We start from the raw sequence: 25,452 nt of genomic DNA, 5'->3' as shown, positions 1-25,452 counted from the left end.
GTTAAAAATCCACGAAAACGCTTTTTTTAATGCTTTGATAAGCAGTGATTTCATCAAATTCTTTTAGACTTATTAAAACCATGCTCTTGAATTTCTCATAGTTTTTCCCCCTCGGAAGCTTGAGTAAAATCTGGAATTGATAGAGATTGTTCAGCCTTGCAATCTGAGCTCTTTCCGGTCCCAAAACACATTCTTCGGGAAGATATTTTCTCAGGATAGATCCCAGAAACTGAGAAGCGCGGTCTACTTTATCATCTCTGATGTGCTTCATCTCGATCATAATCAGCTTGGTAAAAGGCGGATAATGGAATTTTTGACGTTCCGTAAGGATGTATTTATAAATTTTAGCAGGATTATTCATTTTGATCAGCTGAAATACAGAATGTTCAGGATTATAAGTCTGAATCAGGATTTTTCCTTTACCGGAAACTCTTCCAGCCCTTCCTGAAACCTGGGTAATCAGTTGATAAGCTCTTTCTTCGGCTCTGAAGTCCTGTACATATAATAAGGAATCGGCTTTGGGAATAGCCACCAGTTCAATATGGTCAAAATCCAGTCCTTTGGAAATCATCTGAGTTCCCACCACAATATCGGTTTCACCTTCTTCAATCTTCTCATAAAGTTTTTCGTAGGCGAATTTCTTGCGCATGGAATCAATATCCATCCTGTCCACTTCATTTTCAGGAAATAATTTAGAAACTTCTTCGTGAATCTGCTCTACACCGACTCCTCTTTCATTAAGGTTTTCGGAATAACATTTCGGACAGGTTTTCGGTTTGGAAGCTCTTTGCCCACAATAATGGCACTTCATTTCATTCGCTGCTTTATGATAAGTCATTACCACATCACAATTGGAGCAGTAATTAACATAGCCACAACTTTCACATTCTATTACATTAGAATACCCACGACGGTTATGCAACACAATGGCCTGATTTTTTTCGTCTACGGTTTTCTTGATCTCGTCAATCAGCTGTAAAGAGAAGTTTCCGGACACTTTTTTAGATTCCTGAGCTTCTTTGAAATTGATGAGTTCATATTCCGGAAGGTTTACGTTTCCAAATCTTTCGGTCAGGAAAACGTATTTCATTTTATCTTTTCTGGCCCGATAATAACTTTCCACGGAAGGTGTTGCAGAACCTAAAATAACCCCGGCATTATAAAATCCACCCAAAACAAGTGCTGCATCTTTTGCATTAAAGTAAGGCGTAACCTCTCTCGGTCTGTAAGCAGAATCGTGTTCTTCATCCACGACAATAAGTCCAAGGTTCTGGTATGGTAAAAACAAAGCATTTCGGGTTGCAATCAAAATGCGGATATCGTTTTGTCTGATTCTTCTCCATACTTCCACTCTTTCAAAATCGGTCAGTTTTTGATGATAAAAACCTAATTGTTTACCGTATTTCTTTTCTAATCTTTGAGTGATCTGCTTGGTAAGAGATATCTCAGGAAGTAAGAAAAGAACGTTTTTGCCCTCCTGAATGCATTCTTCAATCTTTTCTAAATAAATATGCGTTTTCCCGGAAGAAGTAACTCCATGGAGTAAAACATTTTTACCTTCTTCAAAAGCTTCATCAATTTCAGATTTAGCAATTTTCTGCTGTTCCGACAGTTCTTCCAGCTCTTCTATTTCTCCTTCATAGCTTTCTATCCTGTCTTTCTGCATATAATATTCCTCTACAAGGCCTTTATCTGCAAGAGCTCTAAAATGAGAACTTCCGAAGTAACCATCTTCAAATAAATCTGCTTTTTTAATAGGAGTATCCGGATGCTCGGTCTGTTTTTCAGTAATCAGAAGGAAAAGATCTTTCTGCTTCGGAGCTTTATTTAATTTTAAAAGAATTTCAGTAAGGTTCTGATTTTTCAATACCTCATCATGAATTCTGACATAGGCTACTTCTTTGGCTTTGTATTTTTCAGCAATTTTCTCATCAATCTCAATATATTGAAGATCAATAAGAGAGTTGATGGTCTTTATAATTTCTTTTTTGGGAATAAATGCTTCAATATCGGTCAGGTTGATCAGCTGTCTTACTTCCAGCGCCTGAATCAGATACATTTCATTGACATCGAGATTTTCAAAATCAATGACGGCACCCGGTTTCAATTTCAGATAGGTTTCACTTTCCAGCTTTAAAGAAGAAGGAAAGGAAAATCTGTAGATCTCGCCAAGATTGCACAAATAATAATCTGAAAGCCAGTTCCAGAAGCTGATCTGTTCTTCCGGAAGAATTGGTTTATCATCCAAAATACTGATCACCTCTTTTGCAACGAAATTATCCGGTGCATTATCATGAAGCTCGAATACAATTCCTGTATAGATTTTTTTTCCGCCAAATGGTACCAGAACCCGCATTCCAGGTTGAATTTCAGTGATCAGTTCTTCCGGAACTTTGTAAGTGAAAGATCCTTTTAAATTCAGTGGTAAAACAATTTGGGCGTACTGCAAGGGAAATATTTAAAGTGTAAAATTAGATTTTTCTTTACAGAATTGCAATAATTTATATTTTTATTGTTTCTTTATCAATTGAGATTTTCAACTAAGACCTTATACCCATGAAAAAACTAGTATTCCTGTTTTCCTTATTTTTCTTACTAACGATTCACGCTCAGGAAAAAGTTCTGATCAAGAAAACTGAAATAACCATTCCTATTGGAAAAAAGCTCATTCTTAAACCTCAGATTGAAGAAAATAAAATCATCGGTTTTGAAGTTACTGAAGAACAAAACATTATTGATAAGCCGGATATGATGGGCATTCTGAAAAACTTCGAAAAAGATACGGCAATAGATAATAGTATTGATTTTACTTTTTGCGAGGCTAAAATGATGAACAATTCTTATTTCATCCTGAAAACCATCCAAAAAACAGGGAAAAAGATGACTTTTAAAGCTAAAATAAGGATAAAGGGGTCACCTTTATATTCTTCAACCTCCATTATGCCAATTGGAAGCAACAGCCTTTCTTTTGAACAATGGCAAAATAATCTTGATTCAATCTTCCTGTATGATTTCGAATTAAAATAAAAGCTGGGTCATCTCATACCAAAACGCAGAGGTAAAAAATCCTACAATAATACTGACTCCAATAATCAGGTTGGTCAATTTTGTATTGAGCCTAAACTGTTCTGCAATAATACTTGAAGTCACCAAAGTAGGCATTGCTGCTTCAAAAATGGTAATTTTAGCCACATCTCCTTTTATTCCGAATAATAAAGCCAGACCGAGAACAATTGCGGGAGCCAAAATCAGTTTGTAAAGCATGGACATTGACATTTGTGGAATCAATTTTTTCCAGCCATTAAACTTAAGCTGTAATCCTACTGAAAATAAAGCCAAAGGGCTTACGGTTGCTGCTAATTTATCAAAAAACGGCTCTGCAACAGTAAAATCTATAAACTGAGAGAGAACTAAGGCAGATATACAGCCAATTAAAGGAGGAAATGTAATCAATCTTTTAAGGATAAACATAGCACTCACTTTCCCTGATTTGCTTCCACCTTTTACTGCGGCAATAATACCCAATGTGGAAAGGGTAAAAAACATAGTCTGATCACAAATAATGGCAATACTTAAAAGCCCTTCTCCATAAAATGCACTGATAAGGGGAAATCCGATGAAAGAAGTATTACTATATCCGCTTGCCAGCTCTAAAGTACTTCTGGAACGCCTTGAATATCCCTTACTTTTACTGTAAACCATCATAAAGAAGAAACAGAACACCGAAATTAAGAATGTAGCCATAATAGGAAACAGCATTTCCAGGGTCCAATGTACTTTGGGCAGGTATTTGAATGAAACTGCCGGAAGAGCAAGATAAAGAATCCAGGTATTGATACCTTTATGGGCATCTGGGTGGATAGATTTTGTTGCTTTGAATATCATTCCTGCAATAATGCACACTGCAATCAGAACAAAATTTACCATAACGTTAAAGAAATATGATGCAAAGTTACGGCTGATTTTTGAGTTGGAACGGTAAAATTTATATTTTTTTAAGTAAGATTTCTAATGTAACTCCTATAGGATTTATTTCAATATTTTCAGGAATTGAACTGGCTGGATTTCCAAAGTATATTTTAATCCCTCATTACATCCCAAAGGCTTAGAATATCAATTTTCTCTAAAGGTTTTGAAAGGGTAATTTTTTTTGAAGTTCCGGGTAAAAGGTCAAAGAAGTTGTCACTGAAATGAGTGTCTCCAATCAAATAAACATCTTTAGCCAGAACATCGGTTGAAATTTCAATTTCTGTTGGTGATATTTTCGTGATGTTAATCTCTGGTTTTAAAAGTTTTAATTCTTTAGGTTTTTTAAAAAAGAAAAGCTTCTCCAATTTTGTATCTTTTTCAGTGCTCATCTTTAAAACGACTGTAGACAGATCAAATGGAGCCAACTCCGACTTGTTGAGATTTCGTATTTTTTTGGTTATATCTGCTTCTATATGATCCGTTTGAAGTGCTTTCCAAAGTGTTTTTCCCTTGAAATCCAATAGTTCAAATTTAATATCTGCTTTTAACTCTTTCATCAGATCACTGATCAGATATACTTCATAATTTTGACTATTTTCTGCTACAGATATCACTACAGGTTCAAAACTTCTCTTGGCCTGGTAGTGAAAAGCTTTCCAGTTTCCAAGATAATCGATGGATGACCAGGAAACTACAGGCCAGCAGTCATTAAGCTGCCAATACAGCGTTCCCATGTTATAAGGTTTTGCACGGCGGTGGGCCTCAATAGCGATCTGCATTCCTCTCGCCTGCAACAATTGTGACACATAATTGTATTGAACAAAATCTGTAGGCACTTTATAATCACGTTTTAGATATTCATTGATGATATCCCATCCTCTGGCATGCTTTTCATGGGCTTTAATGGTTGGATTCTGCAAACTAAGATCTGGAGTTCCGGAAAACATTGATTTTGTTGTTTCAAGGCTTGGGGTTCCCTGGAAACCGTATTCAGACATGAAGCGTCCTACTTTTTCATTGTAAATCTCAAAAGGCTGCTCACCCCACCAAACTCCCCAATAATGTGAGTCTCCTTCTGTAAGGCTTTCTTTATGTCCCCATCCTATTGACGGTGAACTCGGCCAATATATATTTTTAGCAGATTTCAGATTTTCAGACAACGCCTTGGGAATGACATCATGGAAAAGCTTTTTGTAATCTTTCCACACCTGTAAAGAGTCATTTTTCGAATATTTGAACTGCTTCTGGTATCCCCAGTTGACAATTGCTTCATCAATTTCGTTATTTCCACACCATAAAGCAATGGATGGATGATTTTGAAGTCTGTTGACCTGATCTTTTACTTCTTCTTTTACATTATTTAAAAATTCTTCATCTGCCGGATAAAAGCTTCCTGCAAACATAAAATCCTGCCACACCAAAATTCCGTTTTCATCACAGGCTTTATAGAATTCATCGTCTTCATAAATTCCGCCACCCCAGATTCGGATCATATTCATATTGGCATCTTTGGCATCTTTAATGAGTTTCTGGTATTTTTCTTTTGTAATTCTTGGAGAGAAACTATCAGCAGGAATCCAATTGGTTCCCTTGATGTACAATGGCTGTCCATTCACTTTAAAATAGAATGATTTTCCCTTCTCATCTTTCTCCTGAACCAACTCTACAGTTCTTAATCCGATCCTGATATTTTTATGATCGATATTTTTATCATTCCTGGAAAGATTCACTTCAAACTGATGAAGATAGGCATCTCCTCTTCCATTGGGATTCCATAGCTTCATCCCACTAATATCGTAAGGAACCTTTATGGTATTAAGCCCTTTTTTCAGGGTAATTTCTTTATGGGTTTTATTAAGATCCAATACGTATTTACCTTCTTTCTTCGCATCAATTTCTATTTCAAAATGGAAATCGTTAAAGGCTTCAGCAGAACTATTCTGAATATCTTTAACCGTAAGAATTTTAGCATTATTCCAAAATTCAAGTTTGACATCTTTCCAGATTCCGGCGGTTACCAATCGTGGTCCCCAATCCCAACCAAACTGATATTGGGCTTTTCTTACAAAACTTCTTGGAGATTCCGGCATCGTAAACGGAACTTTTTTCGCTAATTCTTTACCTCTGTTTACTGCTGAGATAAACTTAATTTTTAAGGTATTGTTTCCAGTCTTCAAAAATGGTTTTGCCGAAATATTCCATTTTCTGAACATATTATCGGTTTTCTTCAGCAGCTTGCCATTAAGGTAAATTTCTGAAAATGTATCCAGTCCGTTAAACACCAAATCTACATTCTCATTTGCCAGTTCCTGAGGAGAAACAGTAAATGTAGTCTGATAATCCCAATCTTCATTTTCGACCCACTGTACTTTTTTTTCATTGTCATCTTTAAAAGGATCCGGAATAACTTTATTCTGCATTAAATCCAGATGAACTGTACCAGGCACGGAGGCTGTGAGCCAGTTTTGATCTTTACTGTTTTTGAAAGTCCACTTTTCAGAGGAGAGGTTTCTTTCCGAAGTTTGGGCAAAAAGGATATTCTGAACGAGAAGGAGAGCAAAAAGAAAAGATTTATTCATCAATAATTTTGTTTACAATTCTGTGGATTCCGTCTTTAATTAAAGGGGTGTTGAAGTTAATGAGAAGACCGAGTTTAATATTGGTTAGCTTTAAATAAGTTAAAACCTGCGAATAAAAAATTGGATGAATGTCCAAAACAGATTTTATTTCAATAATAACTTTATCTTCTACAATTAAATCAATTCTATAAGCGTTTTTGATTAATTCATTTTTATATTTTAAAGGAAGTGCCAATTGACTTTCAACCTTAAAACCCAGTTCTTTTAATTCATAAGCTAAAGCAACTTCGTAAGCATTTTCCAGTAAACCAACGCCTAGGTTTCTATGAACTTCTAAAGCAGCCCCTATAATTTTATAGGATAATTCATTTTCTGTCATTTGTGTTTTGTTTGTCGTTAATTTTAACGCAAAGATTATATTTTTATGTTTTTATTATAAGAGGCAAAGCATAGCGAACAAGTCGCTTAAGCTTGATATGCATATGCTTTATACAATCAATTTATTGATTAATCTTTGCTCCTTAAAAATTTGATTTACTTCTATTAAACTTTGTGTTTAAATAATTAAACCTACTAATAAAAAATTGGATGGATTTCCAAAACAAATTTTATCTCAATATAAAGCAAGTTTCTAAATATTTTTGTAGTTAATTTTAACGCAAAGATTATATTTTCCATGTTTTATTGTAAGAGGCAAAGAATAGCGAACAAGTCGCTTAAGCTTGAGGAAAATATTCTTTATATGATCTATTTATTGATTATTCTTTGCTCCTTACTATTTTAATTTCTGTTCATAATCTTTGCGTTAAAAAATTATTTATTCTTCAGGGCAACTACCTCAGCAGGATTAGCAAAAGCCCCACCATCAGTAATTGCTGAGGAATGGAAATAGCTTGCCTTAGTAAATGCTCTCAATTCTTCAATGTTTGAAGAACGAAGGCCTCCACCTACAAGGATTTCTATTCTGCCATCAGACCATTCAACCAGTTTTTTCAAATTCTCTTTTCCCTCAGATACATTCGGTTTCTGACCTGAAGTAAGAATTGTTTTAAAACCACATTCTATTACTTTCTCTAAGGAATCTTCCAATGTCTGGGCACGATCAAAAGCCCTATGAAAAGTACATGGAAGAGGTGCTGCCAATTCTACCAGGGTTTTGTTTTGCTCTAAATTTACAGCATCATTTTCATCCAAAATCCCAAATACAAAACCATCTACCTGTAAGGTTTTTAAATGAAGTAAATCATTTTTCATTTGCTCAAACTCAGATTCTGAATAGGTAAAATCTCCTCCTCTTGGACGAATCATCACAAAAATAGGGATGTTTATTTTCTCTCTAAGCTGTTGGGTCACTTTGAAGTCTGGGGTTGTTCCTCCTTCGCTTAACCCATCACATAATTCTATTCTGTCTGCTCCGTTTTCGAAAGCTATGATTGCTGATTCGGGATTAAAGCAGGCTATTTCTATTTTTGACATTTTAATATTCTATACTTTATTTTACTTAGGCTCTTCCTGCAGAACATCTGCAATTACGAAAGAACCGTTTTCTTTGATTACTTTTATAACGGACGGATATTTAGCTTTAAAATTGTTATCTGTGAGAACTACATTGAAAATATATTCGTGTTCTGAAGACGATTTTAATTCACACCTTTCCACTTCAATATGATTCCAATCCTGTGCGGAAATGAGAAATCCTATACCGATTCCTGCTTTTGAAACATCAAATTTCTTCTTCCATTTCTCTTCAAATTCTTTTTCTGTAAGACTTCCATCCACATCCAGATCTACATTCATTGCATCTGTCTTGTAGTCATAATAGTCTTTAGTCGTTATTTTCTGCATTGCTTTATCCAAATTCCCAAGATCTGCTTTGAAATAGTCTGTAATACTTTTTTCCAACCATTTTTTTGCTTCTTCCGATTCATTGGATTGAGGTTTTGATGTTCCTACATTTTCTTCTATCTTTTGTGGCTCAGCAACAGGTTGAGCTTCCTTCTTTTCTTCCTTGCAGGCAATAATCAAAAATAGGGACGCAATAATTGTTCTTTTCATATGATGTTTCTGTATGGTCTTGGAGTTTAATTATAGCTTCAATATTATATTTTCAATCTGTAATTTACTTCAAGGCAAATCCGGGTGTTTCAAGGCGATTTCCTTTCTGATCGTATACCGCAAAGTTGAAGCCGTCCTGAATGCAGTAAGAACCATATTCTCCTTTCTTATTTAAAGCAATAAAGCCTACTTGAATATCTTTGAGATTTTTGTTTCTTCTTTGGTTTATTTTAACAATTCTTTCAACCGCTTCTTTGCAAGCTTCCTGTGGAGTACGGCCTTGTCTCATCAATTCAACCACAAGATGTGTTCCTACTGTTCTTATCACTTCTTCGCCATGACCGGTTGCGGTTGCAGCTCCTACTTCGTTATCTACAAATAAACCGGCACCAATGATAGGTGAATCTCCCACTCTACCATGCATCTTGAACGCCATACCGCTGGTTGTACATGCCCCGGATAAATTTCCCTGCGCATCCAAAGCGATCATTCCAATCGTGTCATGATTTTCAATATTGGCAATAGGTTTATACTGACTGGTTTTCAGCCATTCTTTCCATTCTTTTTCAGATTCGGGAGTAAGAAGATTTTCTTTTTTAAAACCTTGCGAAATGGCAAACTGAAAGGCTCCATCTCCTACCAGCATTACGTGTGGTGTTTTTTCCATTACGGCTCTGGCAACGGAAATCGGATTTTTAATATTTTCCAAACAAGCTACAGAACCAATGTTATAATTTTCATCCATAATACAGGCGTCAAGGGTTACTCTTCCATCTCTGTCAGGACGTCCTCCATATCCTACACTTCTTTCTTTTGGATCTAATTCTACGAGACGAACTCCTTTTTCAACGGCATCCAAGGCTTTTCCTCCTTTTCCAAGGATGGTCCAGGCTTCTTCATTGGCTTTCAATCCAAAATTCCAGGTAGAAAGTACGATGGGTTTGTTGGCCACTTTATTGTGATCTGGTAATCCGGAAGCCATTACATCTAAAGGGTTTACAGCAAGGGCAAGAGACGCTGCCGCTGTTTTTTTTATAAAGTTTCGTCTACTTTGCATATCAGGTTGATTAGGGTCACAAATTAATGATTTTTCAGCGGGTAGAAAAGTAAAAAAAGACTGTAGAGATAGATCCACAGTCTTTTTTTCTTTTTTGAATTTAAAAACGAGATAAGTTTCCTATCAATGAGGCAGTTTATCTTTAAAATATCCATATACCCAAGTTCCACCTACAGCACTCAAAAGGGTGACGGAAACAGCTAATGCTCCCGTACCAATTTGCGCAAAAAGTGGCCCGGGACAGGCACCGGTAATCGCCCAGCCAAAACCGAATATCAATCCGCCATAAATCTGACCTTTGTTGAATTTTTTAGGAATCAAAGTAATAGGATCGCCAGAAATTGTTTTGATATTGAATTTTTTAATGATTCCTACTGAAATCATTCCTACCAATACAGCACTTCCAATAATTCCGTACATATGAAAAGACTGTAAACGGAACATCTCCTGAATCCTGAACCAGCTGATCACTTCAGCCTTCACAAAAATAATTCCGAAGATAATTCCTGCGACAAGATATTTTAATTGATGGTACCATTTATTTTGAGGATTCTCTTCATTGATACAAATAGTATCTATATCAGAATTAAATTCATCTCTTTCTTTTATCATTTCTCGATTGGTTTTAAAATTAGATTTATAGGGAAAGAATGACAGGTAATATGAGGTTGGCCATTAAAAACCCTCCTATCATAAAGCATATAGTCGCTACCAATGAGGGCCACTGCAGATTAGAAAGTCCCATTATGGCATGACCGCTTGTACAGCCTCCTGCATAACGCGTTCCAAAGCCTACCAAAAAGCCACCCACAACCATTATTATAAATCCCCGGAGTGTAAAAAGACTTTCGAAACTCATGAACTGCGTTGGAACAAGGTTGCTGTAATCTGTAATTCCATAACCAGCCAGTTCATTTTTAAGATGAGGATTAACTATAATTTCTGAGGGATTAAGTAAAAAATTAGATGCAATAATTCCCCCTAAGAAAATTCCGAAGACAAAAAGCAGATTCCAGGTTTCTTTTTTCCAGTTATAAGCAAAGAAACTGATATTGGCAGGTAAACAAGCTGCACAGATATGTCTGAGCGAAGAGCTAATCCCAAAGGATTTATTTCCCATTAATAGCAAAGCGGGAACGGTAAGGCCGATCAACGGACCGGCAATATACCATGGCCATGGTTCTTTTACGAGTTCTAACATGTTCTATTTTATTGTACTTAAAATATAGTCCAGCAAACAAAATGATATTTTGTTGAGTCTACAGCTACTTTTGTTACATAAGGAGAACTTCCCTTTTAGAAAAAGGGGAATTGAAAATCATTCATGAAATGAAAATAATTTATAACTAAATGTTTATCAGAAGTTTAATTTTATTTCTTCCCAATTTTAGTTGTCCTTCTTCTTCCAGCTGTTTGAGAAGCCTGGATACTACGACTCTGGCTGTTCCCAGTTCATTAGCAAGCTGCTCGTGGGTTGTATTGAGGGTGTCGGAATGGGTAAGTTCGGATTTTTTTTGAAGAAGAATAAGCAATCTTTCATCTACTTTTTTGAAAGCAATGGCGTTAATAATGTCCAGAAGTTCTTCAAAACGTTTATGGTAAAGCCTGAAAATATAATCCAGCCATTCGGGATATTCTTTGATGAATAAGGAAACTTTATCCACGGGGAGAAAAAGAATTTCTGCATCTTCTTCTATTTCAGCTTTCACAATACTTTTTTCATGATGCATTCCGCCAAGAAAAGACATAATGCAGCTTTCTCCCGCTTTGATGTAATACAGTAGAATTTCACGGCCGTCTTCTTCTGTTCGGATCACTTTAAGCATTCCTTTCATTACAATAGGAATGGAACGTATAGAAGCATTTTCGTCTAGAATAATATCTCCTTCATGATAGTTCTTCGTGGTTCCATACTGATATAGTTTTTCAACAAGATCGGGTGAAGAAGAAAACTCTGAAAAAAGAACGGAATCCTGCATTATATAAAGTATATTCTACTAATTTACGCCAATTTCATCAACAAACAACCATGCTTTGGAATCTGCCCCCGGGTTTTCTGCCGGAATGATACCTGCATTTTCAATCATTATTTTGATATATTTTGCATTCTGCATTCCTACATTCAATTTAATCTTTCCTTGAGCGGTTTGAATTTCTTCTTTTCCAACCTCTTTAATCTGCTTAAAATCTTTATTATCATCAGAAACAAAAATTTTGGCTGATTTGGCAAGATGAATCCAGCTTCCTTTATTTTCCAAGGTATTAAAATATACTTCTGTAAAAGCTGTTTTTTGTCCGAAATCTATTGTAGCGACCACGTCTTTTCCCTGAAAGCCTAACCATGTTTTGCCAAGTTGCTTACCGTTTCCAATAATACCATCTACTAGGGTAAAAGCTCCGCCAAAAGAATAATTTTCGCTTGGCTGTTCTTCTAAAGTTATATTTTTTCCGGTCGCTTTTGAAATAATAAACAGTTGTGAAGAGACTGCACTTTTAAGCTTACCATCTTCAAAATAAGCTGATTTTATCGTTAAAGAATTAGGAATCGGAACGGGCGATTTATAGATATTTGAATTGATCGTTGGAGTGGTTCCGTCTAAAGTATATCTGATCCCGTTTGAGTTTTGTGAAGTTGACAGCTCATAAGCAATGCCATGAGAAGCCGGAACTACCTTTCCGGAGATGTTGTAAATGCTCTTTGCATAGTTCACATTCATTTTATCAAGAACTTTGAACTGGTTGATCACCCTGTTTTCAAATTCTTTATAGTTTTTAGAATCCGATGTTCCCCATCCGACTTCAGAAAGAGCGAATAATCTAGGAAAAATCATATACTGTACCTGCTTAAAATCCAGAATATACTCAGTCCATAAGTTAGCCTGAACTCCCATGATGTATTTTGCCTGTTCTTCATTCAACTCTGATGGAATAGGATTGTAAGAATATACTTTCTCCAACGGGGTAAACCCTCCAAAAGCATTCGGCTCCGATTGTGGATCTCCCTGATAATGATCAAAATAGCAGTATGCACCAGGAGTCATTACCGCAACATGTTTTGACTTTGCCGCTTCAATACCTCCATTTACACCTGTCCAGCTCATTACAGCGGCGTTGGGTGCCAATCCTCCTTCCAGAATTTCATCCCAACCGATGATTTTTCTTCCTTTACTGTTGACGTATTTTTCAATTCTATGGATGAAATAGCTTTGCAGACCATGTTCATCTTTTAAATTATTTGTTTTGATCAGTTCCTGACAATGTGCGCATTCTTTCCATCGGGTTTTCGGGCATTCGTCACCACCGATATGGATGTATTGTGAAGGAAATAACTGAATGACTTCATCCAGAACATTTTCAAGAAACTTGAATGTTTCTTCTTTAGGACAAAACACATCATCAAAAACGCCCCATTTTGTAGCGGATTCAAAAGGTCCTTTGGTACAGGCCAGTTCTGGGTAAGCTGATAATGCGGCTAAAGCATGTCCCGGCATTTCGATCTCCGGAACTACAGTAATATGTCTTTTCTGTGCATATTTCACTACATCTTTTATCTGTTCCTGCGTATAAAAATAAGGTCCGTAAGGTTTTCCATCGAAGGTATTGTCTACATAAGCTCCAATCATGGATTCTTTACGTTTTGAACCTATTTGAGTAAGTTTTGGATATTTTTCAATCTCAATTCTCCATCCCTGATCATCTGTTAAATGCCAGTGAAAAGTATTCAGTTTATACATGGCCAGATAATCAATATACTGCTTCACTTCATCTACTGTGAAAAAGTGTCGGCAGACATCAAGATGCATTCCTCTCCATGCAAATTTTGGCTGGTCTTCGATTTTCATGGCTGGAATTTTCTTTGTCTCTTTATACTGTTCCATAATCTGAATCAGGGTTTGAAGGGCAAGAAAATATCCTTGTGGAGTATAAGATGTAATCTGAATATTTTTAGGAGAAATCTCTAATGAATAATATTCTTTTTTCTGTTCGGTACCGGAGATTAAGGAGTGGTTCAATTGAGCTCCCTGATTTTTCTGAACGTTTTGAAATTTCAAAGCAGATCCCAGACGCTTTTTGAAATATTCTGTTTCTTCTTTCGGTAAGTTCACACTTAGCAATAAGGTTTCAGGAATTGTGAATTCACCCTGCAAAAATTCAACTTTTTGGGGATAAGGGATTACATTCAATCTATTCTGAGCAAAAATTACGTTTGAAATCAACACAAAAAATATTAAAAAGGTCCGTATCATGAGATGAGATTAAGGTTTAGCTAAGATAATTATTTTCTAAAACCTGTAACTCATATTGGGTTATTAAAACTGGGATATACAAAATATTATCAATCCAGAATCGTTTTTCTAGGGAATTAATTTTATGGTTTGCTTTTTGCTAAGGATATGCCGATTAAAAAATTTAGTTTTAAATTTGTAAAAAAATACGATGAAAAAAAGCATTTTTCTGGCTGCCGGACTATTATTCTCCATTTCTACGCAGGCACAATTATTAGACATGATAAAATCTACTGTTAAAGACAAAACAGGTGTAGATTTGAATACCCCGGTAAAAACAAAAGGCACAACGACTACTTCTACAACTACGACGTCTTCCAATATTTCATCTGCTAATTTGGGTAATCTTACTTCTTCCCAAATTTCATCAGGATTAAAAGAAGCTCTGAATATTGGTGTTACGGATGGAGTAAAGAAACTGGCTGTTACGGATGGCTTTCTAAAAAATGAAGCGGTAAAGATTCTCATGCCGGAAAAATTAAGGAAAATAGATACGACACTACGTTCTATCGGAATGGGAAGTCTTGCTGACGAAGGTGTGAAGCTTCTCAACAGAGCCGCTGAAGATGCTGTAACAGAAGCCGCTCCTATTTTCACCAAAGCGATCACTTCTATGACCATTACTGATGCCAAAAATATATTATTAGGCAGTGACAATGCCGCTACTTCCTATTTACAGGGCAAAACGCAAAGTCAACTGTTCACCGCTTTCCAACCTAAAGTAAAAGCCTCTCTTGGAAAAGTAGGTGCAGATACAGTATGGAAAAATCTGATCTCAAAATACAATACCTTCACAGGGCAATCTGTAACGACTGATCTTAATGAGTATGTTACCACAGAAACCATCAACGGTGTCTTCAAGATGGTGGCCGATAAAGAAAGCGGAATCAGAAATACTCCTGCGATGAGAACAACAAGTATTCTTCAGAAAGTCTTTGGAGCTCAGGACGGAAAATAATTTCACCAGGTGAAATTCAGATAAGATATTATAGTAAACGGCTGTTTCATTGATGAAACAGCCGTTTATTTTTATGTATTATTTAAAAAGTATCATTTTTAAGTGATTGATTTTATTTCTTTTTGATACCTCATGCATAAAGCTCCAACTCCAATTCCCGAAAAAATGAGGCAGGAAATTCCTAAATTCTGTAGATACCCTATACTCACCAACCCTACTCCTATCAGTGTATAATAAATAAGACCAAACAAAGCCCCGGCACTTCCTGTCTCATCTTTATATCTGATTAACGCAGTGCTTAAAATGTTCGGAATCGTAATACTGAAGGCCGTTACAATAAAAAAGTAAGGAACCAGAAAGGCTATTCCGTAACGCAATAATATCCAGACAAAAAAAGAGGAAATAAAAGCTCCTAATACTCCTGTTTTTATTAAAATATTAGGGTCAGTATTTCTCAACAGTAAGAATCTATTGAGTTTTGCTCCTGCGAAAGTTCCTCCGGCCAGTACAATACTGCTGTATCCGAATGCATAAGAAGAATAATGATTTTCTTTAAATATAAATGGTGCCAATGAGTAGTAAGAAAACAGCAGCACATTGAAACTCATGATCAACAGACAGGATCTGATAATTTCACGATCCTTAGCCATACGTTTTAGTAAGTTCAGAATTGTATGGATATTCATTTCTTTTTCTGAATGATTGGTTTCAGAAATTCTTTTTACGGAAAGCATATAAAATACAACAGCCAGAAAACACAACACTATAAAAACGCCCTGATGTCCTGTAAAAGAAGCCAACACAGATCCTGCTGTCATCCCGATAACAGGACTAACAGATAAACCTATTCCTATCCAAGAAAATACCTTATTGATGCTACTTTTGTCATACATATCCCGTAAAATAGTTTGGGTAGCAATAGAGCCTACGGCAATTCCGAAAGCTGAAATCATTCTTGCTCCCAACAAGATGATAAAATAAGGAGCAAAAATAGCAGCAAAAGTTCCTATTCCGTAAGTAATAAGTCCATATTCTAAGGTTTTTTTTCTTCCGATTCTGTCACATTGTACTCCCCAAAACGCGACTCCTAAGGCAAAAGCTACAAAGTACAAGCTTATCGTCAATGTCGCGGAATCTTCCTTTACCCTGAACTGCTCCTGTACCATTGGCAGCACGGGACTATAGATTGTCTCTACAAACTGTGGAAGCATTACCAGCAAAGTCAATAACCAAAGAGGATTTGTCTTTTTCATTTTTTTCTGCAAAGTTTTGAAATTTCCGATGTATATTTATAATGATATAAAAACAAAAAACATTAAAAATAAGACATGGCTATATTGAAGCAAAACGAAGAATTTGACCCGGATTCTATTAAAGAAAAGGTAGTAGGAATTGCTTCAGATATGATCATGCATGACTCCGGATTCCATCATCATAACACAAAAGCACAGCTTCTTTATGCGCCATCAGGGTGTATGACAGTAACTACTGCTGACAGGCAATTTGTACTTCCTCCATTCAGAATGTTGTGGATCCCAGCTTCTGAAGTTCATAGAGTGAATTTCAGAAATATTGTTTCTTACCGATCTATTTATTTTGATGAAAGTATCTCTGGGAAATATGTACATTCTGGGCTTAAGGTTTTGAATGTAAACCCACTCTTAAAAGAGGTTATTGAAAGAATATGTTTCTGGGATTGGAATTTTCTCCGTAAGGATCAGGAGCATATTATCAATGTTCTTTGGGACGAGATCAATGCTGCCCCCGAAGAAAATCTATCACTTACGATGCCAAAAGATCAGCGTTTGAAAAGAGCTACAGAAAACTGGACAAAACGCATTTCGATGCCTCCTATGTTAAAAAAACTTGCAGAAGAAATCGGAGGGGTTGAAAAAACCATTACCCGTATTTTCAAGAGAGAGACAGGGCTTTCTTATCAGGAATGGAGGCAGCAGTGGCGGCTACAGAGATCAATAGAGCTTTTGGTGGACGGAAATTCAATAGGAGAAGTGTCTCATATTTTAGATTTTTCTTCGGATAGTGCGTTTATAGAGTTTTTTAAAAAACATACTGGGTCGACACCGTTGCAGTATCTTATGAAAAATGAGTGATGTTTTTTTAGGAATATGTTGTTTATTGGATGTTTTTATTTTTGACCACAGATGGTGCGGATTTGCACAGATGTTTGTGTTTCTTTGATGGTAAAAATTAGGATACTGATGTTATCTTATTATAATTATATCGGGATTCTGGATAGATGATAAGTTTATGTATAAAAAAAGAAGCTGTCTACGGATTGTAAACAGCCTCTTTTTGTATTTATTGTTGTCTGAATTATTTCTTCTTGTAAGCAGCGTCTTTGATTCTTGCTTTTTTACCTCTAAGGTCTCTGAAGTAGTAAATTCTAGCTCTTCTAACTCTACCTCTTCTGTCAACCTCGATTTTCTGAAGTGCAGGCATGTTGATAGGGAATACTCTTTCTACACCTACATCACCACTCATTTTTCTGATGGTAAAAGTTTTTGTAGATCCAGTTCCTCTCAATTGGATAACTGTTCCTTTGAAGAACTGAGTTCTAGTCTTTTGTCCTTCTTTAATTTCGTAATACACAGTAATTGTATCACCCGCTTTGAATTCAGGGAATTCTTTTTTAGCAATGTACTTGTCTTGTACGTACTTTAATAAATCCATTATTAATAAAATAAAATGTTAAAGCTAAGCAACTTACACGTTTTTCGTCAGAGGTTGAATAACAGGTTGCAAATGTACAAAATACTTTTTGAATATACCAAACAATTAATGTATTAAAAACTATAATTTTTCAATTCTGATTTTGCTAAAAACTTAACGGTTTCTTTAAGATTCCATCAGATAGAGTTTATATGGGTAACATACTTTTGCCCGAAATGTAAACCAGAATAATACTTTTTTAAAATCCCTGATTTACAATCCACACCTCTACACACTACTTAAAATATAAACTATTATGAAACATTATTTCTTCTTTTTTTGTTTCGCGGTCCAGATGGCTTTTGGGCAGGTTTTGTATCCTTATTTACAAAACCCTACCCCGAACTCTATGATCGTCAATTGGAAAACGTCTTCCGATAATGAAACAACGGTAATTTATGGAGATTCTCCAACCAACCTCAACGTAACAGTAACGGGTACCACCAATATCTTTTCAGATACGGGATACAATAATAACTACTATTACCACACTGCTAAAGTCACTAATTTACAGCCTAATACAAAATATTATTACAAAATAAAAACGGGAGCCAATGAATCTGCGGTTTACAACTTCAGAACGTTGCCGTTACCAGGCCAGTCCGTTACTGCCAATGGAAAGATCCGTTTCCTGATTATGGGAGATAACCAGATTAAAGCTGAACCTCGATATGACAGTCTTACGTTTAATGCTTTTAAGAAGCTGAAACAAAAGTTTGGCGCCACCTCAGATCCATCAGACAATATTGCGCTTACCTTCATGGTAGGAGATCAGGTAGATGTCGGGACTTTGGATCACTATGAGAATGTCCATTTTAAAAAGAATATCAAATTGTCTCCTTATCTGCCTATTCAGACAACAGTAGGAAATCATGAAATGTATGGAACAATGGGAATGAATTCTTACTATGCCCATTTTTATATTGATGAGATCAGTTATAAAGGCATAAGCTCAGGAAATGAAAATTATTATGCTCAGCAGGCTGGTAATGTATTATTCATCAGTTTAAGTTCAGAGCATACAGGCTCTGCACAGCAGACCTGGCTTCAGCAGGTTTTAACCGCGGCTAATAGTGATACTACTGTAGACTGGATCATCTCTTTAAGCCACAGACCTTACCAGGCAGAGCAATATGTAGGCGATATTTCTACATGGGTAAGAGAAAATGCAGTACCACTTTTGGTGACTTCAGATAAATACCTGATGCACGTGGGTGCCCATCATCATTTATACCACAGAGGACAGCTTAAAAATACACCGAATTATCAGATTATTTCAGGGGGAACTGCCTGGGATCAATATTGGGGAATGTCTAATGAAAAAGATTTTGATGATGTACAAAAAACCTTAACAGACTGGACGTACCAAATTGTGGAGGTAGATATCCCAACCGGAAAAGTAGATATTGAGTGCTACTCTATTGGCGGAGTTTATAATAAAAAAAACAATGTACTGGTAGATTCTTTCCACCGATATAAAAATCAGCCTAAACCGGCAAAGCCTTCTATTACCAATACATTCTCCGCTCCTATTACTTTACCTTTGACATTGGATGGAAGCACATTCTCTTCTTCCAACGGAGAGCTTCTAAATACAACCCAGTTTCTGATCAGTAAAGCATCCAATTTTTCTGTGATTGAAAAGGAGGTATACCGTGATTTTGAAAACTGGTTCGGTAAAGACGGAAATGGCACTCCCGATAAAACCAAAAATCTCAATGAAGGAGTCGATATTACCAAAGTTACTTTCGCTGCGAATTCTATCCCCAACGGAATTTATTATGTGAAGACCCGATACAGAGACAGAAATCTGGAATGGAGTGAATGGAGTGATGTAAAACAGTTTGAGATCACAGGAAGTGTAGTATCTAACCCTACTTTTACGCTGGACAAAACGGAGTATACTCAAAACGAGCCGATCACTGCAACGTTCACAGATGGTCCAGGAAATCAGCAGGACTGGGTAGGAATCTATAAAAAAGGACAGACTCCTGCTTCTACAACTTCTCAAGGATATATTTATACCAACGGACAAACGGCAGGAACAGTGACCTTTAATAATGGTATAGCCAATAAAGGACAGTATTTTGCAGCCTTTTTTGCCAACGCTGGATATACAGAAATTACGGCCAGAAAAAATTTCTATGTAGGACCTAAAGTTCAGCTTCAGACAACTGCCGATACGTATCCTGTAGGAGGAACGGTAGTCATTAATTTCACCAATGCTCCAAGTTTACAGAAAGACTGGATTGGAATTTATAAAATGGGACAAACTCCGGGAACTACCGCTTCTATCAAATGGAGCTATGTAACAACAGCATCGGGGACCCTTAATTTTACAGGGCTTCCAAAAGGATATTATTATGCTCAGTATTTGCTGGAAGACGGCTATAACGGAATTGGAGAAAAAGTATTCTTTAAAGTGGGTGACATCGTTACAGATTTATGGATCAACAAACCAGTGTATACTTTGGGCGAAAATATTACAGCCTCATGGACGGACTCTCCGGGAATCATTAAAGACTGGTTAGGAATTTACCCACAAAATATTCAGACACCGGACGATAATTTTGTTTCTTATACTTATTTCGACGGAGTCACTCAGGGAACAAAAACAATTCAGGGAACAGCAGTACCTACTACACCAGGAAATTATTATATGGTAATGTTTACCAATGATTCTTATACCGAAGTTTCCAACAGAGTACAGTTTCAGGTTACCTCTCCTACTTTGGGTGTTGAAGAAACAAAAAGTACAGAAAAAAATGTAGTGCTATATCCGAATCCTACAAAACCTGGGCAGCCCACTTTCATTAAAAGTGATTATCCGATTGAAAAAATCGAATTGGTTTCTGCTTCGGGAGAACTGCTTTATGTTTCTAAAAACATTAATAACCAACGTTTCTCTTTGGTGAATGAAAATCTTCCTAAAGGAGTTTACTTCGTAAAAGTACATGGCAGAAAGCTGTTTACTTTAAAGCTGATCATTCAGTAACGAGTAAATTAAATACGATTATCATAAATCAGGCTGTCATTTCTGACAGCCTGATTTTATTTTTTATTAGTCTAAACTATTATATAAATCTTCTTCAAGAATAATGGTCTGACTGGCATTCGAGAAGTAATCATCTCCTGTGCTGGCCAGAACTTTAGAATCCTGAACCAACTTTCCTTCTTCATTATAAATTTTCAATAGAATCCATTTTCCGCTGCGTTCCAGCTCTTTGACTCCGTTTACTGTTTTCAGCTTCACTTTACCGGATTGAAGACCGCCTGCTTTTACGGTAGCTTTGTTACTTGCTTTGCCTTTTATATACTGTACAATTTGGCCTGTAAAATTGGAATAGTCTCCATCTTCATTAGGAGATTGGGTAAAAGTATATAAAACAGCTCCTTTGTTGTTGTAAACTGTTCCTTCATAGCCATTTTGCTTTGCATTAAGCTTTTTTTCCGACTTCAGCTTCTTCTCTTCTGTATACGTCTTTGTATTCACTACAATTCCGTCTTTGTATTGGTCTTCATTAAGACCTTCATAAGCGATCCCATTATAAGGCATCCCTTCTTTATAGGTCAAAACCGATTTCAAATTTCCTTCAGAATAATATTTAACTTCTTGTGTAACATCATCTTTAAGAAACGTTTCGGTTGACAGTTTTCCGTTTTCATCAAAGACCTTATTAGCAGTAACTTTTCCATTCTGGTAAACATCTATCGTAGAAATTAGCTCGTCGCCATATGCAAACTGATAATCTTCTCCCTCCGTTGGCCTGTAAATATCACTCTCTTTATCATACTGATATACCAGATGGCCTATCTTTTTTCCTGATTGGTCGTAAGTGGTTTTATATCCGTCTTTTTTATTTCTTTTCTGTTCCTGTAAAAGCTTCCCGTTTTTTGAATAGATAACCCCTTCTTTGATGCTGCCGTCACTTTTATATTTCTCAATCTTGGCAATTCTCATAGGATTTGGGTGATAATCTACCTGCGTACTTTCTCCGGAACCTGAAGATGCACTTCCCAGATATTTCCCCTTATCTCCATAAAATTTTGTTTCATACTGCCCTGCTTTATTGGTAAGAGTTTCATGTCGGATACCTTTGATATCTTCATCATACACGGTAGATTTCACAGCTACGGAATTCTCGTAATCGCTGACACTGTTATAAAAATATTCGCTTTCAGGATCTTTGTAGGTAAAAGATTTTCCAGAGAAAGTTCCATCTGATTTATAGACAACATCTTCTACAAGCCTGCCTTTGGTATCATATGTTTGAGAAGGCCCTGACTGCTTCCCTTTAGAATAAGTGACAAAGCTCATTACTTTTCCATCAGGTGTATACCATACTACTTTTCCGTCAAAAACTTCGTTGTTGGGAGTTGTATCAGAAGCCAGACCTTCCATTTGAAGAGCTCCGTCTTTATAGAAATCCTTGATGAGTGTAAGTTTACCTTTAGGTGAGGTTTCACGGTAATATTCCATTTTATCCTGGGTTGTTTTTTCCCAGTTCTCGTCGAAATAAGTCTTCTCTTGTGAATATACGTTGATACTGATTACTAAAGCCAGTAATGCGGACGTAAATAATTTTTTCATGTTTTTTTATTGAGTTTATATATGATGTAAAATTTCAGGGTATTTGTTTTTATCTAAAGTGATTTTTCTTTTTTCCAATAAATCGGTCAACTCCAAAGGCTTTATAGCCATACAGGGAAAATAAGCCTAACAGCATAATATAAAGCACCTGAGGAAGGAAAAAGAAATAAGTAAGCCAGGTGAATCGGTCCATTGCTCTTGAAGGTGTTTTAGGATCTATAGGAATAAGTTCTATAGGAATAGAATGAATATCTTTTGAAAAAAGTGCTACTAACATGATAATAATAAGTGAAAGTGCACTGAACCTGGTGAATAAGCCGATGAGAAGGAATAAGCCCCATATCATTTCGTTGAAAGCAACAAAATTGGCCATAAGCTGAGGAGAAGAAAATCCCAGACTGCTTATAGTTTTAAGCATGTATCCTTGAAAGATAGGATCAAATAATTTGTTAAAGCCTGTAATGAAGAAAAACAAGCCTATGAATAGCCTGCAAATGACATAAAAAACATCAGCAGCATTATTAAAATTCTCTTTTTGTCTCATTGGTGTTTAAAATTTTAACTTGTCAAAAATACAGAAAAGTTAAGATATAGCCTAAATGTCGGATATATGAGAAAATTTATTAAATTTAGCCAACAGAAAAATCTAATATTTCATGATAGATAAAAGAGTAAAAAATGCAAAGGAAGCCATCGAAGGTATACAGGATGGAATGACGTTGATGTTGGGCGGGTTTGGACTTTGCGGAATCCCTGAAAACTCGATCAATGCTTTGGTAGAAAGCGATGTAAAAGATCTTACCTGTATTTCAAACAATGCTGGTGTAGATGATTTCGGATTGGGATTATTGCTTCACAAAAGACAAATCAAGAAAATGATCTCTTCTTATGTAGGAGAAAACGCAGAATTTGAAAGACAGATGCTGTCAGGTGAATTGGATGTAGAACTTACTCCACAGGGAACTTTAGCGGAAAAATGCAGAGCTGCTCAGGCAGGAATTCCAGCCTTTTACACTCCTGCAGGATACGGAACTGAAGTAGCCGAAGGAAAAGAAGTAAAAGAATTCAAAGGAAAACCTCATATCCTGGAACATGCTTATGATGCAGATTATTCTATCGTAAAAGCCTGGAAAGGAGACCACGCTGGAAACCTTATCTTCAAAGGATCTGCAAGAAACTTCAACCATCCGATGGCGGGTGCTGCAAAAATTACCATTGCTGAAGTAGAAGAACTGGTAGAACCGGGACAATTGGATCCGAACGAGATTCACATTCCGGGAATCATGATTCAGAGAATTTTCCAGGGAGAAAAATTCGAAAAGAGAATTGAACAGAGAACGGTAAGAAGTAAAGAATAAACGTTCTCTATAAAAATAAAAAGCGCTGAGATTATTCAGCGCTTTTTTTATTCTTGGATAGTTAGGGTTTTTCTTTCTCCGATCTGTTGTCTCCACATCGCGTAATAAAGCCCTTTCTCGGCTATCAGGTTAGCATGAGAGCCTGTTTCTACGACTTGTCCACGTTCCAGAACATAAATTTTGTCTGCATGCATAATAGTACTTAAACGGTGGGCAATAAGTACGGTAATCTGCTCTCTTTCTTTCGAAATGTCTTTGATTGTGGTGGTAATTTCCTCTTCGGTAATACTGTCCAGTGCAGAAGTAGCTTCATCAAAAATCAATAGATGAGGTTTTCTTAAAAGCGCTCTGGCAATAGCAATTCTCTGCTTTTCACCGCCACTCAGTTTCAGGCCGCCTTCACCAATAACAGTTTCTATTCCTTTTTCTGCTCTTTCCAATAAGGCTGTACAACTTGATTTCTGTAAAGCAAGGGCCAGTTCCTGTTCCGTGGCAGAAGGATTCACAAAAAGAAGGTTTTCTTTGATGGTTCCCGCAAACAACTGAGTATCCTGAGTTACAAAACCAATCTGATTTCTCAGCTCATCGAAGTCAAATTCTTTTCCATTCACTCCATTATAGAAAATATTCCCTTCCTGAGGTCTGTACAAACCTACAAGCAGTTTCACCAATGTACTTTTCCCGGAACCACTTGGCCCTACAAAAGCAATGGTTTCACCATTTTTGAGATCGAAGGAGATATTATTCAACGCTTTATATTGAGCGGACTGATGTTTAAAAGAAACGTGTTTGAACTCCAGTTCTTCAATGGCTCCGATCTGTTTAGGATGAAGAGGTTTTTCCTCCACTGCTTTATTCATCAGACGGTCAAAGTTTTGAAGAGACGCTTCTGCTTCACGGTAAGAGATAATAATATTACCGATTTCCTGCATGGGCCCAAAAATAAAGAACCCATAAAACATAAGCGAAAGGTATTGCCCCGGAGTCACAATGTTCTTAAAAATCAGGTACAATAGCGTAAGGGTAATCATCTGTTGAAGAAAATTAACCATTGTCCCCTGAATAAAGCTTAAAGAACGGATGCTCTTCACTTTTCTAAGTTCAAGTCCCAGAATTTTGTAGGTATTGTTGTTTAAACGGATTACTTCCTGATTGGTTAATCCTAAACTTTTAACAATTTCAATATTTCTCAAACTTTCGGTAGTACTTCCTGCTAAAGCGGTTGTTTCAGTAACGATGTTTTTCTGAATGCTTTTTATTCTTTTACTCAACAAATTGGTAACAAAGGCAATCAGGAAAATTCCGCAGATATAGACTGGCATTATTGACCAGTGTAAACGGATCGCATACACAGAAACGAAGATAATACTCACCAAAATTCCAAAGAAAATATTAATAAAATTACTGATGAATTTCACAGTATCTTCTCTTACTTTTGTTAAAATCGACAGGGTTTCTCCACTTCTCTGGTCTTCAAATTCCTGATAAGGCAGCGCCATAGAATGCTTCAGACCATCTGTAAATATTTTTGCTCCAAACTTTTGGGTAATGACGCTCACCACATAATCCTGAAAAGCTTTGGCAATTCTACTTACCATAGCCGTTCCGATAAGCAGTCCTAAAAAGTAAAAAGCACCATGATAGGCAGAACTTCCGTATAAATATTCATTCAGGTTTCTCGGCAGCAGTTTTTCTTTATCAAAAAAATTAGGATGGGTAACCAGCTGGTCGAGGATATTTCCTGTAATAGCCGGTGCAAATAAAGAGAAAACCTGGTTAATGGTAGCCAACAGTAAAGAAATGACTATCAGCCACTGATAAGGTTTAAGGTATCTAAAAAGTATTTTCATTCTAGTAAAAAATAATGGA

General features: G+C 36.4%; 21 protein-coding genes. 5 read left to right on the top strand and 16 right to left on the bottom strand.

What is annotated here, in order from left to right:
- Position 1: 1 nt before the first annotated feature.
- Complete coding sequence (priA, locus tag ACL9RH_RS01325; RefSeq protein ID WP_422691524.1) at positions 2-2,449, bottom strand: replication restart helicase PriA; 2,448 nt, start codon at positions 2,447-2,449, stop codon at positions 2-4.
- 107 nt (positions 2,450-2,556) lie between these two features.
- Here priA and ACL9RH_RS01320 point away from each other — a divergent pair, with 107 nt between their 5' ends.
- Positions 2,557-3,027 carry a hypothetical protein gene (locus ACL9RH_RS01320; protein ID WP_422691522.1) on the top strand — a complete coding sequence of 157 codons (471 nt, stop codon included), beginning with the start codon at positions 2,557-2,559 and terminating at the stop codon, positions 3,025-3,027.
- On the opposite strand, the gene ACL9RH_RS01315 is transcribed toward ACL9RH_RS01320, so the two are convergent.
- The 10 genes from ACL9RH_RS01315 to ACL9RH_RS01270 form a co-directional block, all read right to left on the bottom strand.
- The gene (locus tag ACL9RH_RS01315) at positions 3,019-3,927 is read right to left on the bottom strand and encodes an AEC family transporter (protein WP_422691521.1); all 909 of its coding nucleotides are present in this window, start codon (positions 3,925-3,927) and stop codon (positions 3,019-3,021) included. The two genes, ACL9RH_RS01320 and ACL9RH_RS01315, sit on opposite strands and share 9 nt — an antisense overlap.
- 152 nt (positions 3,928-4,079) lie before the next feature.
- Positions 4,080-6,548, bottom strand: coding sequence for a glycosyl hydrolase 2 galactose-binding domain-containing protein (locus tag ACL9RH_RS01310; RefSeq protein WP_422691520.1), 2,469 nt, complete (start codon positions 6,546-6,548; stop codon positions 4,080-4,082).
- Positions 6,541-6,927: a GxxExxY protein gene (locus tag ACL9RH_RS01305; RefSeq protein WP_422691519.1), complete on the bottom strand. Its 387-nt coding sequence runs from the start codon at positions 6,925-6,927 to the stop codon at positions 6,541-6,543. The genes ACL9RH_RS01310 and ACL9RH_RS01305 overlap by 8 nt, the downstream gene beginning before the upstream one ends.
- A gap of 434 nt (positions 6,928-7,361) precedes the next feature.
- On the bottom strand, positions 7,362-8,024 hold the full coding sequence (locus ACL9RH_RS01300) for a copper homeostasis protein CutC (RefSeq protein ID WP_422691518.1): 663 nt from the start codon (positions 8,022-8,024) through the stop codon (positions 7,362-7,364).
- A 21-nt stretch (positions 8,025-8,045) separates the two neighbouring features.
- Complete coding sequence (locus ACL9RH_RS01295; RefSeq protein ID WP_422691517.1) at positions 8,046-8,603, bottom strand: hypothetical protein; 558 nt, start codon at positions 8,601-8,603, stop codon at positions 8,046-8,048.
- A gap of 64 nt (positions 8,604-8,667) precedes the next feature.
- Complete coding sequence (locus ACL9RH_RS01290; protein WP_422691516.1) at positions 8,668-9,660, bottom strand: isoaspartyl peptidase/L-asparaginase family protein; 993 nt, start codon at positions 9,658-9,660, stop codon at positions 8,668-8,670.
- 123 nt (positions 9,661-9,783) lie between these two features.
- Entirely contained in the window at positions 9,784-10,272 is a 489-nt protein-coding gene (locus ACL9RH_RS01285; RefSeq protein WP_422691515.1) for a DUF6691 family protein, read from the bottom strand.
- Between the two features lie 25 nt (positions 10,273-10,297).
- Positions 10,298-10,861, bottom strand: coding sequence for a YeeE/YedE family protein (locus ACL9RH_RS01280; protein ID WP_422691514.1), 564 nt, complete (start codon positions 10,859-10,861; stop codon positions 10,298-10,300).
- A 145-nt stretch (positions 10,862-11,006) separates the two neighbouring features.
- Positions 11,007-11,639, bottom strand: a complete 633-nt coding sequence (locus ACL9RH_RS01275; RefSeq protein WP_422691513.1) for a Crp/Fnr family transcriptional regulator — start codon at positions 11,637-11,639, stop codon at positions 11,007-11,009.
- 18 nt (positions 11,640-11,657) lie between these two features.
- The gene (locus ACL9RH_RS01270) at positions 11,658-13,907 is read right to left on the bottom strand and encodes a family 20 glycosylhydrolase (RefSeq protein ID WP_422691512.1); all 2,250 of its coding nucleotides are present in this window, start codon (positions 13,905-13,907) and stop codon (positions 11,658-11,660) included.
- Between the two features lie 190 nt (positions 13,908-14,097).
- Here ACL9RH_RS01270 and ACL9RH_RS01265 point away from each other — a divergent pair, with 190 nt between their 5' ends.
- Positions 14,098-14,904, top strand: a complete 807-nt coding sequence (locus tag ACL9RH_RS01265) for a DUF4197 domain-containing protein (RefSeq protein ID WP_422691511.1) — start codon at positions 14,098-14,100, stop codon at positions 14,902-14,904.
- 98 nt (positions 14,905-15,002) lie between these two features.
- On the opposite strand, the gene ACL9RH_RS01260 is transcribed toward ACL9RH_RS01265, so the two are convergent.
- Positions 15,003-16,157, bottom strand: coding sequence for an MFS transporter (locus ACL9RH_RS01260; protein ID WP_422691510.1), 1,155 nt, complete (start codon positions 16,155-16,157; stop codon positions 15,003-15,005).
- A 75-nt stretch (positions 16,158-16,232) separates the two neighbouring features.
- Here ACL9RH_RS01260 and ACL9RH_RS01255 point away from each other — a divergent pair, with 75 nt between their 5' ends.
- Complete coding sequence (locus tag ACL9RH_RS01255) at positions 16,233-17,015, top strand: AraC family transcriptional regulator (protein ID WP_422691509.1); 783 nt, start codon at positions 16,233-16,235, stop codon at positions 17,013-17,015.
- Between the two features lie 223 nt (positions 17,016-17,238).
- Here the strand turns inward: ACL9RH_RS01255 and rplS are convergent, their stop codons facing one another.
- Positions 17,239-17,595, bottom strand: a complete 357-nt coding sequence (rplS, locus tag ACL9RH_RS01250; RefSeq protein ID WP_002980648.1) for a 50S ribosomal protein L19 — start codon at positions 17,593-17,595, stop codon at positions 17,239-17,241.
- 295 nt (positions 17,596-17,890) lie between these two features.
- Between rplS and ACL9RH_RS01245 the strand changes: the two genes are divergently transcribed.
- The gene (locus tag ACL9RH_RS01245) at positions 17,891-20,629 is read left to right on the top strand and encodes a fibronectin type III domain-containing protein (RefSeq protein ID WP_422691508.1); all 2,739 of its coding nucleotides are present in this window, start codon (positions 17,891-17,893) and stop codon (positions 20,627-20,629) included.
- A gap of 66 nt (positions 20,630-20,695) precedes the next feature.
- Here ACL9RH_RS01245 and ACL9RH_RS01240 read toward each other — a convergent pair whose 3' ends face one another.
- Both ACL9RH_RS01240 and ACL9RH_RS01235 read right to left on the bottom strand, forming a co-directional pair.
- Positions 20,696-22,225, bottom strand: coding sequence for a membrane-binding protein (locus ACL9RH_RS01240; RefSeq protein ID WP_422691507.1), 1,530 nt, complete (start codon positions 22,223-22,225; stop codon positions 20,696-20,698).
- A 49-nt stretch (positions 22,226-22,274) separates the two neighbouring features.
- On the bottom strand, positions 22,275-22,769 hold the full coding sequence (locus tag ACL9RH_RS01235) for a DoxX family protein (RefSeq protein WP_422691506.1): 495 nt from the start codon (positions 22,767-22,769) through the stop codon (positions 22,275-22,277).
- 112 nt (positions 22,770-22,881) lie between these two features.
- Between ACL9RH_RS01235 and ACL9RH_RS01230 the strand changes: the two genes are divergently transcribed.
- Positions 22,882-23,583: a CoA transferase subunit A gene (locus tag ACL9RH_RS01230; protein ID WP_422691505.1), complete on the top strand. Its 702-nt coding sequence runs from the start codon at positions 22,882-22,884 to the stop codon at positions 23,581-23,583.
- Between the two features lie 47 nt (positions 23,584-23,630).
- Here the strand turns inward: ACL9RH_RS01230 and ACL9RH_RS01225 are convergent, their stop codons facing one another.
- Positions 23,631-25,433: an ABC transporter ATP-binding protein gene (locus ACL9RH_RS01225; RefSeq protein WP_422691504.1), complete on the bottom strand. Its 1,803-nt coding sequence runs from the start codon at positions 25,431-25,433 to the stop codon at positions 23,631-23,633.
- Positions 25,434-25,452 lie beyond the last annotated feature (19 nt).

It is taken from the genome of Chryseobacterium sp. Mn2064 (genome assembly GCF_049319685.1).
In the GTDB taxonomy this organism is placed as follows: Bacteria; Bacteroidota; Bacteroidia; order Flavobacteriales; family Weeksellaceae; genus Chryseobacterium.
The sequence above is the reverse complement of the archived record's forward strand: the minus strand, read 5'-3'. Positions and strand labels throughout refer to the sequence as shown.